Source organism: Olleya sp. Hel_I_94 (assembly GCF_007827365.1).
In the GTDB taxonomy this organism is placed as follows: Bacteria; Bacteroidota; Bacteroidia; order Flavobacteriales; family Flavobacteriaceae; genus Olleya.
This window is the reverse complement of the sequence record NZ_VISI01000002.1, coordinates 2,321,264-2,338,000: the sequence shown is the minus strand read 5'-3', so window position 1 is coordinate 2,338,000 and position 16,737 is coordinate 2,321,264. Positions and strand designations below refer to the sequence as shown.

14 protein-coding genes are annotated in these 16,737 nt (G+C 35.1%); all 14 read right to left on the bottom strand.

All coding sequences use genetic code 11. The annotated features are described in order from the left end of the window. Nucleotides 1–6 precede the first annotated feature (6 nt). The 14 genes from argH to ilvD all read right to left on the bottom strand — a co-directional run bounded on the left by argH (nt 7) and on the right by ilvD (nt 16,736). A complete protein-coding gene (gene argH / locus JM82_RS13750) occupies nt 7–1,281 on the bottom strand; it encodes an argininosuccinate lyase (RefSeq protein WP_145005155.1) in 1,275 nt (424 codons plus the stop codon). A gap of 78 nt (nt 1,282–1,359) precedes the next feature. Next, nucleotides 1,360–2,421, bottom strand: a complete 1,062-nt coding sequence (locus JM82_RS13745) for a M20 family metallo-hydrolase (protein WP_145005152.1) — start codon at nt 2,419–2,421, stop codon at nt 1,360–1,362. After that, on the bottom strand, nt 2,418–3,194 hold the full coding sequence (gene argB / locus JM82_RS13740; protein ID WP_186439226.1) for an acetylglutamate kinase: 777 nt from the start codon (nt 3,192–3,194) through the stop codon (nt 2,418–2,420). Before argB ends, JM82_RS13745 begins: the two co-directional genes overlap by 4 nt. 166 nt (nt 3,195–3,360) lie before the next feature. After that, entirely contained in the window at nt 3,361–4,296 is a 936-nt protein-coding gene (locus tag JM82_RS13735) for an acetylornithine carbamoyltransferase (RefSeq protein ID WP_145005146.1), read from the bottom strand. Between the two features lie 87 nt (nt 4,297–4,383). Next, nucleotides 4,384–5,514 carry an aspartate aminotransferase family protein gene (locus tag JM82_RS13730; RefSeq protein ID WP_145005143.1) on the bottom strand — a complete coding sequence of 377 codons (1,131 nt, stop codon included), beginning with the start codon at nt 5,512–5,514 and terminating at the stop codon, nt 4,384–4,386. Then, nucleotides 5,511–6,311 (bottom strand): pyrroline-5-carboxylate reductase, encoded by an 801-nt coding sequence (proC, locus tag JM82_RS13725; RefSeq protein ID WP_145005140.1) that lies wholly within the window; start codon nt 6,309–6,311, stop codon nt 5,511–5,513. Before proC ends, JM82_RS13730 begins: the two co-directional genes overlap by 4 nt. Before the next feature lie 298 nt (nt 6,312–6,609). Further along, complete coding sequence (gene argC, locus JM82_RS13720; RefSeq protein WP_145005137.1) at nt 6,610–7,593, bottom strand: N-acetyl-gamma-glutamyl-phosphate reductase; 984 nt, start codon at nt 7,591–7,593, stop codon at nt 6,610–6,612. 85 nt (nt 7,594–7,678) lie between these two features. Beyond that, entirely contained in the window at nt 7,679–8,866 is a 1,188-nt protein-coding gene (locus tag JM82_RS13715) for an argininosuccinate synthase (RefSeq protein WP_145005134.1), read from the bottom strand. Then, entirely contained in the window at nt 8,856–9,485 is a 630-nt protein-coding gene (locus JM82_RS13710; RefSeq protein WP_145005131.1) for a GNAT family N-acetyltransferase, read from the bottom strand. Before JM82_RS13710 ends, JM82_RS13715 begins: the two co-directional genes overlap by 11 nt. A 401-nt stretch (nt 9,486–9,886) precedes the next feature. Continuing rightward, nucleotides 9,887–11,155 carry a threonine ammonia-lyase IlvA gene (gene ilvA, locus JM82_RS13705; RefSeq protein ID WP_145005128.1) on the bottom strand — a complete coding sequence of 423 codons (1,269 nt, stop codon included), beginning with the start codon at nt 11,153–11,155 and terminating at the stop codon, nt 9,887–9,889. Between the two features lie 84 nt (nt 11,156–11,239). Further along, nucleotides 11,240–12,742: a ketol-acid reductoisomerase gene (ilvC, locus tag JM82_RS13700; RefSeq protein ID WP_145005125.1), complete on the bottom strand. Its 1,503-nt coding sequence runs from the start codon at nt 12,740–12,742 to the stop codon at nt 11,240–11,242. A 22-nt stretch (nt 12,743–12,764) separates the two neighbouring features. Then, a complete protein-coding gene (gene ilvN, locus JM82_RS13695) occupies nt 12,765–13,295 on the bottom strand; it encodes an acetolactate synthase small subunit (RefSeq protein ID WP_028288914.1) in 531 nt (176 codons plus the stop codon). Between the two features lies 1 nt (nt 13,296). Next, complete coding sequence (gene ilvB, locus JM82_RS13690; protein ID WP_145005122.1) at nt 13,297–15,030, bottom strand: biosynthetic-type acetolactate synthase large subunit; 1,734 nt, start codon at nt 15,028–15,030, stop codon at nt 13,297–13,299. A 29-nt stretch (nt 15,031–15,059) separates the two neighbouring features. Then, the gene (gene ilvD, locus JM82_RS13685) at nt 15,060–16,736 is read right to left on the bottom strand and encodes a dihydroxy-acid dehydratase (protein ID WP_145005119.1); all 1,677 of its coding nucleotides are present in this window, start codon (nt 16,734–16,736) and stop codon (nt 15,060–15,062) included. Nucleotide 16,737: the final 1 nt, after the last annotated feature.

The window sequence follows — 16,737 nt, the reverse complement described above, 5'->3', positions numbered from 1 at the left end:
GAAATTTTACTCAGGATACTTGCCTCTAACCCCATCCAAACACAAATTACCAATACTACCAACATGCGTGTGTTTTTTAGAGGTATCTGGCACATAAGTTCCACTTTCCACTTCGCCTCCAATTTTTTGATACGCTTCTCTAAAAGGCATACCTCCCACAACCAATGTATTAATATTATCTACTGTAAATAAGTATTGATACTTAGCATCATTTAAATCGATGTCTTTTACAATAACTTGCTGAATAGCGTAATTAAAAATATCTAATAAGTCTTTTACATCTTCAATTGCTGCAATAATATTTTCTTTTAATAACTGAAAATCTCTATGGTAACCACTTGGTAAATTATTCGTAATTAACACCATTTCGGCATGCAAAGCTTGAATTTTATTGGCTTTACCTCTAATCAATTCAAACACATCTGGATTCTTTTTATGTGGCATAATGCTACTTCCTGTCGTTAGCTCATCCGGAAAGGCTATAAAGCCAAAATTCTGACTATTATACACGCAAATATCCATTGCAAAACGCGCTAATGTATTACACACACTTCCTAAAGCTAAAGCGATAGTTCGTTCGCTTTTTCCTCTACTCATTTGTGCAGCAACGACATTATATTTCAAGGTTGAAAAGTTTAATTCTTTAGTCGTTAATTCTCGATCAATAGGAAACGAACTTCCGTAACCCGCTGCAGAACCTAACGGATTTTGATCTACGGTTTTCAAGGCTGCATTTAGCAAGTATACATCATCAATTAAAACCTCAGCATAAGCAGAAAACCATAATCCGAAAGAAGATGGCATTGCTACTTGTAAATGTGTATAACCAGGAAGTAATGCATCTTTATGCGTTTCCGCCAAACCTAAAAGGGTATCAAAAAACGTTTTTGTCTTCGTATTAATTTCTTTTAAATTCTCCTTGTAATACAATTGAAGCGCTACTAAAACTTGATCGTTTCTAGAACGTGCGGTATGGATTTTCTTGCCGACATCGCCTAAGCTTTTAGTCAATTCATATTCAATTTTAGAATGCACATCTTCAAAGGACGCTTCAATAACAAAGGTTCCGTTTTCTATAGTTTCCGCAATAGCGTGTAAACCAATTTTAAGCTGTTGTAATTCTTCCGAAGAAATAATGCCTATAGACTCCAACATTATTGCATGCGCTAAAGACGCTTGCACATCGTACTTTGCAATATGTAAATCAATCTCTCTATCGTTTCCAACGGTAAATTGTTCTATTTTTTTATCGATACTTATTCCTTTGTCCCAGAGTTTCATAATTTGATTTTTTTGTCTCCTCGAGCGCAGTCGAGAGGTCTTTAATACTAATAGGTCTCGACTGCGCTCGACCTGACATTACAATACTTTTTCTAATAATCCAATATATATCTTAATCCCTTCTTCAATCTCATTCACGTAAATAAACTCGTCAGCAGAATGTGACCGCGTGCTATCTCCTGGCCCTAATTTTAAAGAAGGACAACTCAACACCGCTTGATCCGATAAGGTTGGCGAGCCATAGGTGCTTCTACCAATTTCTATTCCCGCAATTACCAATGGATGATCGATTGGAATGGACGATGAATTTAATTTTATACTACGCGGAATAATACTATCACATGGCGCTTCTTTCTGCAAAATATCGACAATGTCTTGGTTAGAATATTTATCGTTTACACGGACATCAACCACTAGTTTCACATCTGCGGGAACCGCATTATGCTGCTTTCCTGCATTTATTTGCGTAACAGTCATCTTTACATCTCCCAAAGCTTCTGACGTCTTGTCGAACGTGTAATTTTTAAACCATTCTAAAACTGGAATTGTTTTATAAATGGCGTTATCGTGATTTGGATGCGCAGCATGACTTGGCGTACCTTTTACAACTGCATCAAACACGACTAAGCCTTTTTCAGCAACAGCCATATTCATCAATGTTGGTTCTCCAACAATAGCGACATCCACTTTTGGAATTATTGACAACATACTATTTAACCCATTTTCTCCACTGCTTTCTTCTTCAGCGGAAGCGACAATAACCAGATTAAAATTTAGATTTTCTCTGCTATAGAAATAAGCAAACGTTGCTAACAAACTCACCAAACAACCTCCAGCATCATTACTACCTAAACCATATAATTTTCCGTCTTCAACAATGGCTATAAACGGATCTTTGGTGTACCCATTATTTGGTTTTACCGTATCGTGATGTGAGTTTAACAACAGTGTTGGTTTGCTCTCGTCAAAATATTTATTGGTTGCCCAAACATTATGATTGGTTCTTTTAAAAGGAATATTTTGATTGTTAAACCATTGCTCAATATGTGCTGCTGTTGGTCCTTCTTCTGAAGAAAACGACTGCGTTTCTATCAATTGTTTTAATAAAGCAATTGCTCTTGTTGTTAGTTTTTCTATCATTTTGAAATGGTTGTGTGTTTATTATTTTTATCGAAAAGCATTTCTGATTTACCAATACAAACTTTTTGAACTTGATTATTTACAGCATGAAAACAGTTGTTTAATTTTGGCAGCATGCCTTCATATATAATACCATTTTCAATCAACGGTTGATAGCTTTTGGTGTTTATATTTTGAATAACAGAATCGTCATTATTTACATCTTCTAAAACGCCCTTTTTTTCGAAGCAATAATATAATTCAGTTTTATATTTTGTTGCAAAACCTATTGCTAATTCAGAAGCAATCGTATCTGCATTGGTATTTAATAATTGTCCGTTTTTATCATGAGTAATCGCGCAAAATACAGGTGTAATTGAACTGTTTAATAGAATTTCTAAGGTTTCTGTATTTACCTTTTTGACGTCTCCAGCAAATCCATAATCGATAGGTTTAGATGGTCTTAAATCCGAAACTATCGTGTTGCCATCTGCTCCTGAAAAACCAATAGCATTACAACTGTTAGCTTGTAATTGTGCGACTATAGTTTTATTGATTTTTCCAGCATACACCATTGTAATAATATCTAAAGTGACTTGATCGGTTACGCGTCTTCCGTCAATCATTTTAACCTCAACTTGCATTTGTCGCGCTAATTTAGTTGCTAATTTACCACCACCATGCACTAGGATTTTAGGAGCATCTATAGTCGCAAATGCTTTTAGGAATTGCTGCAAAGCGTTATCATCATCGATGATGTTTCCTCCAATTTTTATGATTTTTAGTGTTTTCATGCTTATTCTTCTTTTGATGTGATACTAAAATGAATTCAGTATGACGTGACGGATTAACATTAACTTATTGCTTACTTTAAAACCTCAATCGTCAAGCTGAACTTGTTTCAGTTTCTCATTATTTACTAATTGTGTGATACTGAAATAAACTCAGCATGACGTAACATTAAAATTTCCCCAAAATTTGTTTCAAGACAATTTGCGCAGCAAAAGTCCTATTATTAGCTTGTTTAATCACAACAGACTGTTCACTATCTAAAACCGCATCTTCAACAACCTCATTACGTCTTACAGGCAAGCAATGCATAAATTTTGCATTACCCAACTTCGCTTTTGTCATCATCCAATTTTCGTCTTGACTAAGTACTTTTCCGTAATCTTTATAATTACTCCAGTTTTTAACATACACAAAATCGGCATCTTTTAAAGCCTCTTCTTGATTGTGATTTACTGGTGTTTTTTTTGTGATTGCTTCGCTTAACTCATAACCTTCAGGATGTGTAATAGTTAAATCGACATCCAAGTTTTGCATCATTTCTACAAACGAATTAGCAACTGCTTGTGGTAACGCTTTTGGATGTGGCGCCCAAGACAAGACGACTTTTGGTTTCGCTTTTTTTGATAATTCAGTAATAGTAATTGCATCTGCCAACGCCTGTAAAGGATGCGCTGTTGCACTTTCCATATTTACAATTGGCACTGTTGCATATTTTATAAAGCTGTTAATCACAAACTCACTTTCATCTTTTTTCTTATCCGTTAAACTTGGGAAAGCTCTCACCGCAATTACATCTCCATATTGCGAAATCACTTGTGCTGCTTCTTTAATATGTTCTGACGTATTAGCATTCATGATTGTACCATCTTCAAATTCTAAGTTCCAGGCGTCATTTACGTTTAAAATCATCACATCCATTCCTAGGTTTTTTGCAGCTTTCTCCGTGCTTAATCGCGTTCGTAAACTGGAATTAAAAAACAGCATCACTAATGTTTTATGTTTTCCTAAATCTTGGAATTTAAAAGGATTATTTTTTAATAAAATCGCGTCCTTTATGGTTTCTTGAAGATTTGATATGTCTTTTATTCCTGTGTACTTTTTCATCTATTTATTACTTTAATCTTACTGAATTTATTTCAACTTCTCACTGTTATGTGATTCTGAAACTAGTTCAGAATGACGTTACTCAAGCTAGCCTTGTAACTCACTTTTTAAAGCCTTAAAAAACAAATCGACATGTTCTTTTTTGATGGTTAAAGGCGGAAGAATTCGTAATAAATTAGGATTCTTCGCACTTCCAGTAAATATCTTATGTTCAAAAATTAGCTTTTTACGTAGTTCAGCAATCGGAAAATCAAATTCCAATCCTAACATTAAACCACGTCCTTTTATGTTTTTAATTGCCGAAATTTCTTTTGCTTTCTCTAGAAAATAAGCTGAGACGTCTTTAGCATTTTGCATCAAATCCTCTTCTTCAATAACTTCTAATACAGTCGAAGATGCAACACATGCCAAGTGATTCCCACCAAAAGTGGTTCCTAATAAACCAAAAGAGGCTTTAATATTTGGGTGAATTAAAATCCCACCAATCGGAAAACCATTCCCCATGCCTTTGGCAATCGAAACAATATCTGGTATCACATTATATTTCTGAAATGCGAAGAAATCTCCAGTTCTTCCAAAACCTGATTGCACCTCATCTGCAATAAAACACGTATTATATTTTTTGCATAAAACATCTACACCTTCGTAGAACGCAGCAGTACTTTCATCTAATCCTCCAACACCTTGAATACATTCAATAATTACAGCACAGACATCGTTTTTAGCCAATGCTTTCTCGACTCCTTCTATGTCACCTAATGCCAGAATCTCAACCTCTTGCTGTGCGTTAATTGGTGCTATAATCTTCGCATTATCGGTTGCTGCAACAGCTGCTGATGTACGACCATGAAACCCATTTTTAAAAGCAACAACTTTTTTCTTTTCGTTATGAAATGACGCCAGTTTTAAAGCATTTTCATTGGCTTCTGCTCCAGAATTACATAAAAACAATGCATAATCTTTGCAGCCTGAAAAAGCGATTAATTTTTTAGCCAAAGCGACTTGTAAAGGATTCTGAATCGAGTTACTATAAAATCCTAATTTGGCTACTTGATCAGAAATTGCAGCCACATATTTTGGGTGCGAATGCCCAATAGAAATCACGGCATGTCCACCATATAAATCTAAATATTTGGTGTTGTTTTCATCGTAAACAAAAACATCTACACCCTTTACAGGTGTGATATCAAACAAAGGATACACGTTAAATAAACTCATATCTGCTCTTCTTTAATGTTACTAATCTTGTTAAACGAGGCAATCATACCTTGTATTAAAGACGAACTCAATCCTTTGTGTTCCATCTCATTCAAACCTTCAATCGTACACCCTTTTGGCGTCGTTACACGATCTATTTCCTCTTCCGGATGATTCCCGTTGGTAATCAATAAACTCGCCGCACCTTCGCTGGTATACATCGCTAGTTCTTGCGCTTCTTTAGCATCAAACCCTAACTGAATAGCAGCCTGTGTTGTTGCTCTAATTAAACGCATCCAAAACGCAACACCACTTGCACAAACCACAGTAGCAGCTTGCATTTGACTTTCTGGAATACTTAATGAATGTCCTAATCTGTTAAAAATAGCTTCAGCAATTTTAATGCGTTTTGCACCTTGCACATTACTACACAAACAGGTCATCGATTTACCAACTGCAATTGCGGTGTTTGGCATCGCACGAATGATAAATTTATCCGCACCAACTTGCGCTTCAATCTTAGGAATTAGAAAACCTGTAATAGTCGAAATCAACACGTGTTTCTCTGTTAATTCCGGCTTAATGTCATTCAATATTTGCTCAAAATGCGCTGGTTGCACTGCAAAAATCATGATATCAGATTGCCTTACAGCTTCAATATTATCCGTCGTTAAATGCACATTTTTATAACCATCAAATTCTTGAATGTCTTCCAAATTCCGTTTGGTTAAATACAAACTAGTAATGGCATTGTTGGTTATCAATCCTTTTGCGATGGACTTTCCTAAGTTTCCTGTTCCTATAATTGCTATTTTCATTTGTTTGTTTTTTTTTGTCATTACGAAAGAAGAATGACTGAAGTAATCTCTTTAAACAGATTGCTTCAGGTTTACTTCGTTCACTCGTAAAGCTCGCAATGACTATTATCTTTTTAATTAAACTTTCTTTTTACTAAGACCTTTCGACTGCGCTCAAGGTGACATCCTTTTATTATTTGGGCGTTACCACAAGGGTCGCGTTTTCCGTTATATCTTTTTATTTGTCAACCTCTCGACTGCGCTCGAGGAGACAAATAAAAAGGATGCCACTTCAACCGCTAACGCAGCTGCAGTACTTTTAAAAATAAGTTGCTTTCAGTTTTAAACCTTCTGTTTCATCAAAACCAAACATTAAGTTCATGTTTTGAACAGCTTGACCCGAAGCGCCTTTTAATAAATTATCAATAATGCTTGTCACCAATAATTTGTCTTCATGTTTATGTAAATGAAGCATACACTTATTAGTATTTACCACTTGTTTTAAATGAATCTCATCATCCGAAACCACAGTAAAAGCAGCATCTTTATAAAACGTGTTATACAATGCTTTTGCGTCTTCCAAGTTTCCTTTAAACTTAGTATACATAGTTGCAAAAATCCCTCTTGAAAAATCACCACGATTTGGCATAAAGTTGATGTCTGACTTAAAGCTAGATTGCAACAATTTAACCGATTGATTAATCTCACCCAAATGCTGATGTGTAAAAGCTTTATAATGCGAAAAGTTATTATCTCGCCACGTAAAATGCGTAGTTGCGGATAATGATGTTCCTGCTCCTGTTGCTCCTGTAACCGCATTAACATGTACATCGTTTTGCAAAACTTCAGCTTTAGCTAAAGGCAATAATGCTAACTGAATAGCTGAAGCAAAACACCCTGGATTTGCAATATAATTCGCTTTTTTAATCGCTTCTTTATTTAATTCCGGCAAACCATAAACAAACGTTTTGCCATCAAAAATGGCGTCTTTAGTTAATCTAAAATCATTACTTAAATCAATAATTTTAGTTTTACTAGAAAATGAATTGTTCTCTAAAAATGCTTTAGAATTCCCGTGACCTAAACACAAAAACAACACATCCACTTCTGGGTTAATTTGATTTGAAAACTCCAAATCTGTACTGCCAATTAAATCCTGATGTACTTTAGATATTTTATTACCAGCATTTGACGTACTGTAAATAAAATTGATATTTACTTTTGGGTGATTTAACAACAATCTAATAAGTTCTCCAGCTGTATAACCTGCTCCTCCAATGATTCCTATTTCTATTTTTTTCATATCTATTTCCCTCGAAAATGGGAATATTTTAGTTCAACTAACTTCAGACCTGTCAGGTTTTAAAAACCTAACAGGTCTCATTCAATTAATTATTTACTTGTTGATAAATCTTATTTTGGTTACCAACTATTTTGATAAAGCCTTTAGCTTCCTCAGCAGTCCAACCTTTATTTTCTTCGCCATAACTTCCAAACTTTGCATTCATTAAATCATGCTTAGAGCTAATTCCGTCTACGGTAAAATGGTATGGTTTTAAGGTCACAAAAACATCTCCCGACACTTTGTCTTGGCTGCTTTGTAAAAAGGCTTCCATGTCTCGCATTACAGGATCTAAATATTGCCCTTCATGCAGGTGCATTCCGTAGAAATTTGACATATAATCCTTGTGTTGTAATTGCCATTTAGTCAACGTATGCTTTTCTAATAAATGATGTGCTTTTATAATAACCAAAGCACCTGCAGCTTCAAAACCAACACGTCCTTTTATACCAACAATAGTATCTCCAACATGTATATCTCTTCCAATTGCATACGCAGATGCTAGATTGTTTAAGACTTCAATATTTACGTCAGATGCATTTTCAACTCCGTTTACAGCAACCAATTCTCCTGTTAAAAAGGTTAATGTCACTTTTTCATTGTCTGCATGTTTTAATTGCGAAGGATAAGCACTTTCGGGTAATGGTTTTTCTGATGTTAATGTTTCTTCTCCACCAACACTAGTTCCCCAAAGTCCTTTATTAACAGAATACTTTGCCTTTTCCCAAGACGCTTCGATACCGTTTTCTTTTAAGTAATCAATTTCTTGTTGTCTGCTTAAACTTCCATCTCTAATGGGCGTGATAATCTTAATATGTGGCGCCAAAGTTTGAAAAATCATATCAAAACGCACTTGATCGTTACCTGCTCCTGTGCTTCCGTGTGCGATATATTCGGCATCAATACTTTTTGCATATTCGATAATTTCGATAGCTTGAATAATACGTTCTGCACTTACAGATAAAGGATAGGTGTTGTTCTTCAAAACATTCCCGAAGATTAAATACTTAATCACTTTATCATAATACGATGCAATAGCGTCGATGTTCTTATAGGTTGACACACCCATTTTGTAAGCGTTTTTTTCTATTGCAGTAATTTCTTCATCAGAAAAACCACCCGTATTTACGCTTACCGCGTGCACATCGTATCCAGCTTTACTTAAGCTTACTGCGCAATAGGATGTATCTAATCCACCACTATATGCTATGACTAATTTACCTTTATTTTTCATTTTTATCTTTTTTTAGAAACATGGATTGCTTAATATTTTTCAATCTGGTCCATACTTTTTTATCATGATTATTTGCTGCTGGTCTTGCTGCTTCCTTTTTAGAAGGATCATACAACATACCTGTACATAAGCACATTTTTTGCTCTGTTCTAGTTAAAACATCAAAATTTTTGCAGGTCTGACAGCCATTCCAAAAGGATTGATCGTCTGTTAATTCTGAAAACGTAACAGGTTTATAACCTAAATCACTATTCATTTTCATAACTGCTAAACCTGTAGTAATACTAAATACTTTAGCCTCCGGAAACTTGATTCTAGAATGCTCGAATATTTTCTGTTTGATCTGTTTAGCTAAGCCCATGTTTCTAAAATCTGGATGTACAATTAATCCAGAGTTAGCCACAAATTTACCATGACCCCATTGTTCGATATAGCAAAAGCCTGCAAATTTATCGCCCTCTAAAGCAATAACAGCATTACCATTTTCCATTTTGGTAATAATGTATTCAGGCTTGCGTTTTGCAATCCCTGTTCCTCTAACTTGAGCAGCATCAGCAATAGTGTTACAAATAATATCTGCGTAAATACTATGCGATTTATCAGCAATAACAATTTCCATTGTAATTGAATTTTAAATTAAAAAATGTGATAATTTTTGTTTTTGAAAGCAGAACCGGACTCACCTTAGTTCTATAAATAGAAGTACACCCTAAGGGCGACGACGGAAAATTGGACGTAGGGTTATCCTGTTATTATTTCTAATAACTGTATTTAAAAAAGAAACTATTTGTGTTGAATTGTTCACTGTCTGAAAAAAAATAAAAACTATTAACTAAAAGCTTGAAGTATGCGTATTAGCGACGTCGTCTGCGTAATAGCAAACTTGTGGGTCTTTCGTTTTTATTTAGTGTTGTAAACATGGTACAAACGTATAATTTAATTTGATACAAAAGTTTATTTTGTGTCATTTTTAATGAATTTTTACGAATTTGAAAGTATTTAAGGTCATAATTATCAAAATCACACTAAAAACTGAAATAAATCAGGCTTATCATTTAGATAATCTCCATAAAAATTGTGACGCTTCATTTTTGTAATTAAAGGCTCTAAGTCATTTGGAGATTTTAACTCAATTCCAACCACAGCAACATCATTTTCACGGTTTGCTTTTTTGGTGTATTCAAAATGAGTAATATCATCTGTATCACCTAAAATATCAACAACAAAATCTCTTAATGCTCCAGATCGCTGTGGAAACTTAACAATAAAATAGTGCTTTAAATCGGCATGTAATAGCGCGCGTTCTTTAATTTCTGCAGTACGCGTAATATCATTATTACTTCCGCTTATAACACAAACTACATTTTTACCTTTAATTTCTTCTTTAAAATACTCTAAAGCAGATAAACTTAAAACCCCTGCAGGTTCTGCTACAATCGCTTCTTTATTGTATAAATCTAAAATGGTTTGGCAAATCTTACCCTCATCCACAGTAACCACACGATGTAAGGTCTCTTTACAAATGGCGAAATTTAAATCACCAACACGTTTAACCGCAGCACCATCTACAAAACTATCGATCTCTTCTAACTCGGTGTTTTTATTATTTCTTATTGATGTTAACATCGAAGGTGCCCCTTTTGGCTCCACACCTATAATTTTTGTATGTGGCGATAACAACTTAAAAACAGAGGATAAACCTGAAGACAAACCACCACCTCCAATAGGTACAAAAACGTAATCTATTGGATGAAACTCCGTTTGATCTATAATCTCTAAACCAACCGTTGCTTGACCTTCTATAACTTTTTTATCATTAAATGGATGAATAAACGCTTTGTTTAAACGCTCGCAATCTTCCATTGCTGCATGATAAGCATCATCAAACGTATCGCCCACTAAAACCACCTCTATATAATCTTCTCCAAACATTTTAACCTGTTCCACCTTTTGATTTGGTGTTGGAGAAGGCATAAAAATAGTCCCTTTTATTTTTAACAATTTACAAGATAAGGCCACACCTTGTGCATGGTTTCCAGCGCTTGCACATACAATTCCTTTTTTAGCTTCAGCTTGAGTTAAAGATGACATTTTATTGTAAGCACCTCTAATTTTATAGGAACGTACTTGCTGTAAGTCTTCGCGTTTAAACATGATATTTGCTTCAAATTGCTTTGAATATCTCATGTTTGAAATTAAAGGAGTTACAGCAGCAACTCCTCTTAATTTTTCGGCAGCAGCCTCAACAGCTTCTATAGTAGGCCTGTATGTTGTTTTGGTTTCTTCCATGTTTATTTCCCACGACAGTGGAAATGTTTTTGTTTTATAAATGAGACACTTCGACTGCGCTCAGTGTGAGAAGCTAATTAGCTATTAAGCTAAAACTGATGCTTCTGTCTTAACATCTGATTTTATAATCTTCATTGCTGTCATTGCAGCTCTTAATCGTTTTCCGACTGCTTCGATTGGATGATTTCTAATCGCATCGTTTACTGCTATTAATTCGATATTATCAACGCCTGTTGTTGGAGAAAATGATTTACCAATTATATCTGTTTTAACCGTTTTCATGAAATCAGTTAATAACGGTTTACAAGCATGGTCAAATAAATAACATCCGTATTCTGCAGTGTCTGAAATGACACGATTCATTTCAAATAATTTTTTTCTAGCAATGGTATTTGCAATTAATGGTAACTCGTGAAGCGACTCGTAATACGCTGAATCTTCAATAATCCCTGCACTTACCATAGTTTCGTAAGCTAACTCAACACCAGATTTTACAAATGCTACTAATAATGTTCCGTGATCAAAATACTCTTGCTCAGAAATATGATCTGGTGTTAATGCTGTTTTCTCAAAAGCGGTTTCACCAGTTGCAGCTCTCCATTTTAAAAGATTTACATCATCATTTGCCCAATCTTCCATCATTGTTTCTGAGAAATGACCAGAGATAATATCATCCATATGCTTTTCAAACAAAGGACGCATGATATCTTTTAATTCTTCTGACAATTGGTATGCTTTTATTTTTGCTGGATTAGATAAACGGTCCATCATGTTTGTAATTCCACCATGTTTTAAAGCTTCAGTAATTGTTTCCCAACCAAACTGAATTAATTTTGCAGCATAACCAGGTTCAATACCTTCGGCTACCATTTTATCGAAAGACAAAATTGCTCCAGTTTGTAACAAACCACATAAAATAGTTTGCTCACCCATTAAATCACTTTTTACCTCAGCAACAAAAGACGATTCTAACACACCTGCACGATGCCCTCCAGTTGCTGCAGCATAAGCCTTTGCTTGTGCCCAACCTTTATTTTCTGGGTCGTTTTCTGGATGTACGGCAATTAATGTTGGCACACCAAAACCACGTTTATATTCTTCACGCACTTCTGTTCCTGGACACTTTGGAGCGACCATAATAACAGTAATATCCTCTCTTACCTGAGTCCCTTCTTCAACAATATTAAATCCGTGAGAATAACTTAATGTCGCGCCTTTTTTCATTAAAGGCATTATCGCTTTAACTACGTTTGTATGTTGCTTATCTGGTGTTAAATTCAACACTAAATCTGCAGTAGGAATTAACTCGTCATAAGTCCCGACCGTAAACCCGTTAGAGTTTGCGTTTTTAAAAGACTCGCGTTGCTCGTCAATTGCAACCTGTCTTAATGTGTATGAAATATCTAAACCAGAATCCCTCATGTTTAAACCTTGGTTTAAACCTTGTGCACCGCAACCAACAATTACAATTTTTTTCCCTTTTAATGCATTTACACCATCTTCAAACTCTGAAGCATCCATGAATCTACATTTACCTAATTGATCTAATTGGTTTCTTAATGATAATGTGTTGAAATAATTTGACATTGTCTTGTATTTTAATTTTTGGTTATGCTTGAAAAGCTTCTAGCATTGTTGATATTTTCATTTCGTCTTTTGTAACAGCAATACGTCCTGAGCGTGTAAATTGCATAATTCCAAAAGCACTTAATTCTCTATATAATAATTCTATTTCTTCTTTACGTCCAGATTTTTCAATCACAAAAAAATCACGATTTACAGTTACAATCCTAGCATTACTTTCTTTAATAATATTCTGAATTTGTCGTTCTTCAAACAATAAATCAGACTTCATTTTAAAGATGCAAGACTCTTGATAAATGGTGTCTTCATCTGTATGAAAGTAAGCCTTAATAACTTCTACTTGTTTTTCAATTTGACCAATTATTTTTTTCATTTGGTCTTCGGTAATATTAACAACGATTGTAAATTTTGAAACACCTTCAATTTCTGAAACCGAAGAATTTATACTTTCAATATTTATATGTCTACGTTGAAATATTGCCGAAATACGATTTAATAATCCTATATTATTTTCGGTGTAAACCGAAACAGTGTATATGTTGTTTTCTGCTTCCATATTATTCTAATCTTACGTCTGAAACTGATGCTCCTGTTGGTATCATTGGGAACACATTGCCTTCCTTTTCTACACAAACCTCTAAAAAGTATGGTCCATCTGTGTTTATCATTTTAGCAACTGCTTCTTTTAAATCTTCTCGCTTAGTTACTTTTTCGGCTTCAATAAAATAGCCTTTTGCAATGGCTACAAAATCTGGATTTGTCATTTCTGTAGACGCATAACGTTTATCAAAAAACAACTGTTGCCATTGGCGAACCATACCTAAAAACTCGTTATTTAAAACCACAATTTTCACTGGTACTTTTTGCTGAAAAATAGTACCCAATTCTTGAATCGTCATTTGGTAACCACCATCACCAGAAATTGATATAACTTCTCGATCTGGAGCAGCCATTTTTGCTCCAATTGCTGCAGGTAAACCAAAGCCCATTGTACCTAATCCACCAGAAGTGATATTACTTCTTGTTTTGTTGAAATTGGCATAACGACAAGCAACCATTTGATGCTGACCAACGTCTGTTACAATTGCTGCATCACCTTTGGTTTGAATATTAATTTCTTTTAACACCTCAGCCATAGTTAAGCCTTCCTTTGTAGGATGCAAATCGTGTTTTATAACTTTTTCATATTCAATAGCATATAAATCTTTAAATTTTTGATGCCATTCTGGATGTGTTTTTTCTTCTAAAAGCGGAAGTAGAGCTGCTAAACTTTCTTTTGCATCACCTAAAACAGCCACATCTGTTTTTACATTTTTATCAATTTCGGCTGGATCAATTTCAAAATGAATCACTTTAGCCTGTTTAGCGTATGTAGATAAACTTCCGGTAACACGATCGTCAAATCGCATTCCGATTGCAATTAATACATCACAGTCGTTAGTCAACACATTTGGTGCATAATTACCATGCATACCAACCATACCAATATTTAAAGGATGAGATGTTGGAATTGCTCCTGCACCTAAAATGGTCCAAGCGGAAGGGATTCCTGATTTTTCAACAACCGCTTTAAATTCGGCTTCAGCCTGACCTAAAGACACGCCTTGACCCCATACAATCATAGGTTTTTTAGCCGCATTAATTAATTTTGCAGCAGCTTCAACCGAAGTCTGATCTAATTTTGGAATGGGAATATAACTTCTGACCCCTTTACATTTTTCGTATTTAAAATCAAACTCTTCAAACTGAGCATCCTTTGTAATGTCTATTAAAACAGGTCCTGGACGTCCACTTCTTGCAATATAAAAGGCTTTAGCCATAACTTCAGGAATCTCTGACGCTTTTGTAACTTGACAATTCCATTTTGTAACTGGCGTAGAAATACCAACAATATCTGTTTCTTGAAATGCATCACTACCCAATAAATGTGACGCTACTTGACCTGTAATACAAACCATTGGTGTGCTATCTATTTGCGCATCTGCAATACCTGTAATTAAGTTAGTTGCTCCTGGACCTGACGTTGCAATTGCTACACCAACTTTACCCGAAATACGTGCATAACCTTGAGCAGAATGTGTTGCACCTTGCTCATGACGGGTTAACACATGGTGAATTTTATCTTGGTATTTGTAAAGCTCATCATAAACTGGCATGATTGCTCCTCCAGGATATCCATAAAGGATATCTACACCTTCAGCTAACAAACATCTGATAACTGCTTCGCTACCAGAAATACGCTCTGTAGTTTGCGTTGTGTTTGTTTCTCTATTTATTGTTTTTGTATCCATATTATTCTATTTTGGATAATTCGTTTTTTTTAAAACTCGTCCGTTACACATCCTTTTGATGCTGATGATACCGTTTTAGCATATTTATACAACACCCCTCTTTTAAACTTTAAATCTGGTGCTTTCCATGATTGTCTTCTTTTTTGTAGTTCTTCTTCAGACACTTCCAAAACAATACTGTTTGTTTCTGCATCAATAGAAATCATATCGCCATCTTTTACTAAAGCGATAGTTCCTCCTTCTTGTGCTTCAGGAGTAATATGTCCAACAACAAAACCATGTGTCCCACCAGAAAAACGTCCATCTGTAATTAGTGCGACATCTTTACCTAAACCTGCTCCCATGATTGCAGCAGTTGGTTTTAACATTTCTGGCATTCCTGGACCTCCTTTTGGACCTTCGTATCTTATTACGACCACATCTCCTTTTTCTACTAATCCGTCTCTTATTCCATCATTTACAGCATATTCGCCTTCAAATACTTTTGCTTTTCCGATAAAACTCAAACCTTCTTTTCCTGTAATTTTAGCAACAGAACCTTCGGTAGCAAGATTACCATAAAGCATTCTTAAATGACCTGAAATTTTTATTGGCTCTTCAATTGGCTTTATTACATCTTGACCTTCAGTTAAATCTTCAACATCCAATAAATTCTCTGCAATTGTTTTTCCTGTAACGGTTAAACAATCCCCATGAATTAAACCTTTCTTCAATAAATATTTTAATACTGCAGGAATTCCGCCAACAGCGTGTACATCTTCCATTAAATATTTTCCGCTAGGTTTTAAATCTGCTAAAAAGGGTGTAGTATCGCTTATTTTTTGAAAATCTTTTAAAGTGAAATCAATATCTGCTGCTCTTGCAATTGCTAAAAAGTGAAGCACTGCATTTGTAGAACCTCCTAAAATAGTAACTAATCTAACCGCGTTTTCAAGAGATTTACGAGTAATAATATCTGATGGCTTGATGTCTTTTTCTAACAACACACGCATCGCTTCTCCTGCTTTAATAGATTCGGCTTTTTTAGCATCACTTAATGCTGGGTTAGACGAGTTAAAAGGCAAGGTCATCCCTAAAGCTTCAATAGCCGAAGCCATTGTGTTTGCAGTGTACATCCCACCACATGCTCCTGCTCCTGGACATGCTTTTTCAACGATGTTTTGGTATTCTGTTTCTTCCATGGTTCCAGCAACTTTGCTTCCCCAAGCTTCAAAAGCAGAGACGACATCTAGTTTTTGTCCGTTATGACAACCAGAATCTATTGTACCACCATACACTAAAATACTAGGACGATTTAATCTAATCATTGCAATTAATGCACCTGGCATATTCTTATCACAACCTACTACCGTAATTAAACCATCATAACTCATGGCTTGTACTACAGTTTCCATAGAATCTGCAATAATATCACGAGATGGTAATGAGTAGCGCATACCTGGTGTCCCCATAGAAATACCGTCACTAACACCGATAGTATTAAAAATAAGACCAATGATGTCCTCGTTTTTAGTCCCTTCTTTTGTCAATTTTGCTAAATCATTTAAATGCATATTACAAGGATTACCTTCGTAACCTGTACTCGCAATACCAATGATTGGCTTAAAAAAATCTTCTTTAGTTAATCCAATAGCGTGCAACATAGCTTGAGCAGCTGGCTGCGTTGGATCTTGAGTGACTGTTTTACTGTATTTGTTTAATTCCATT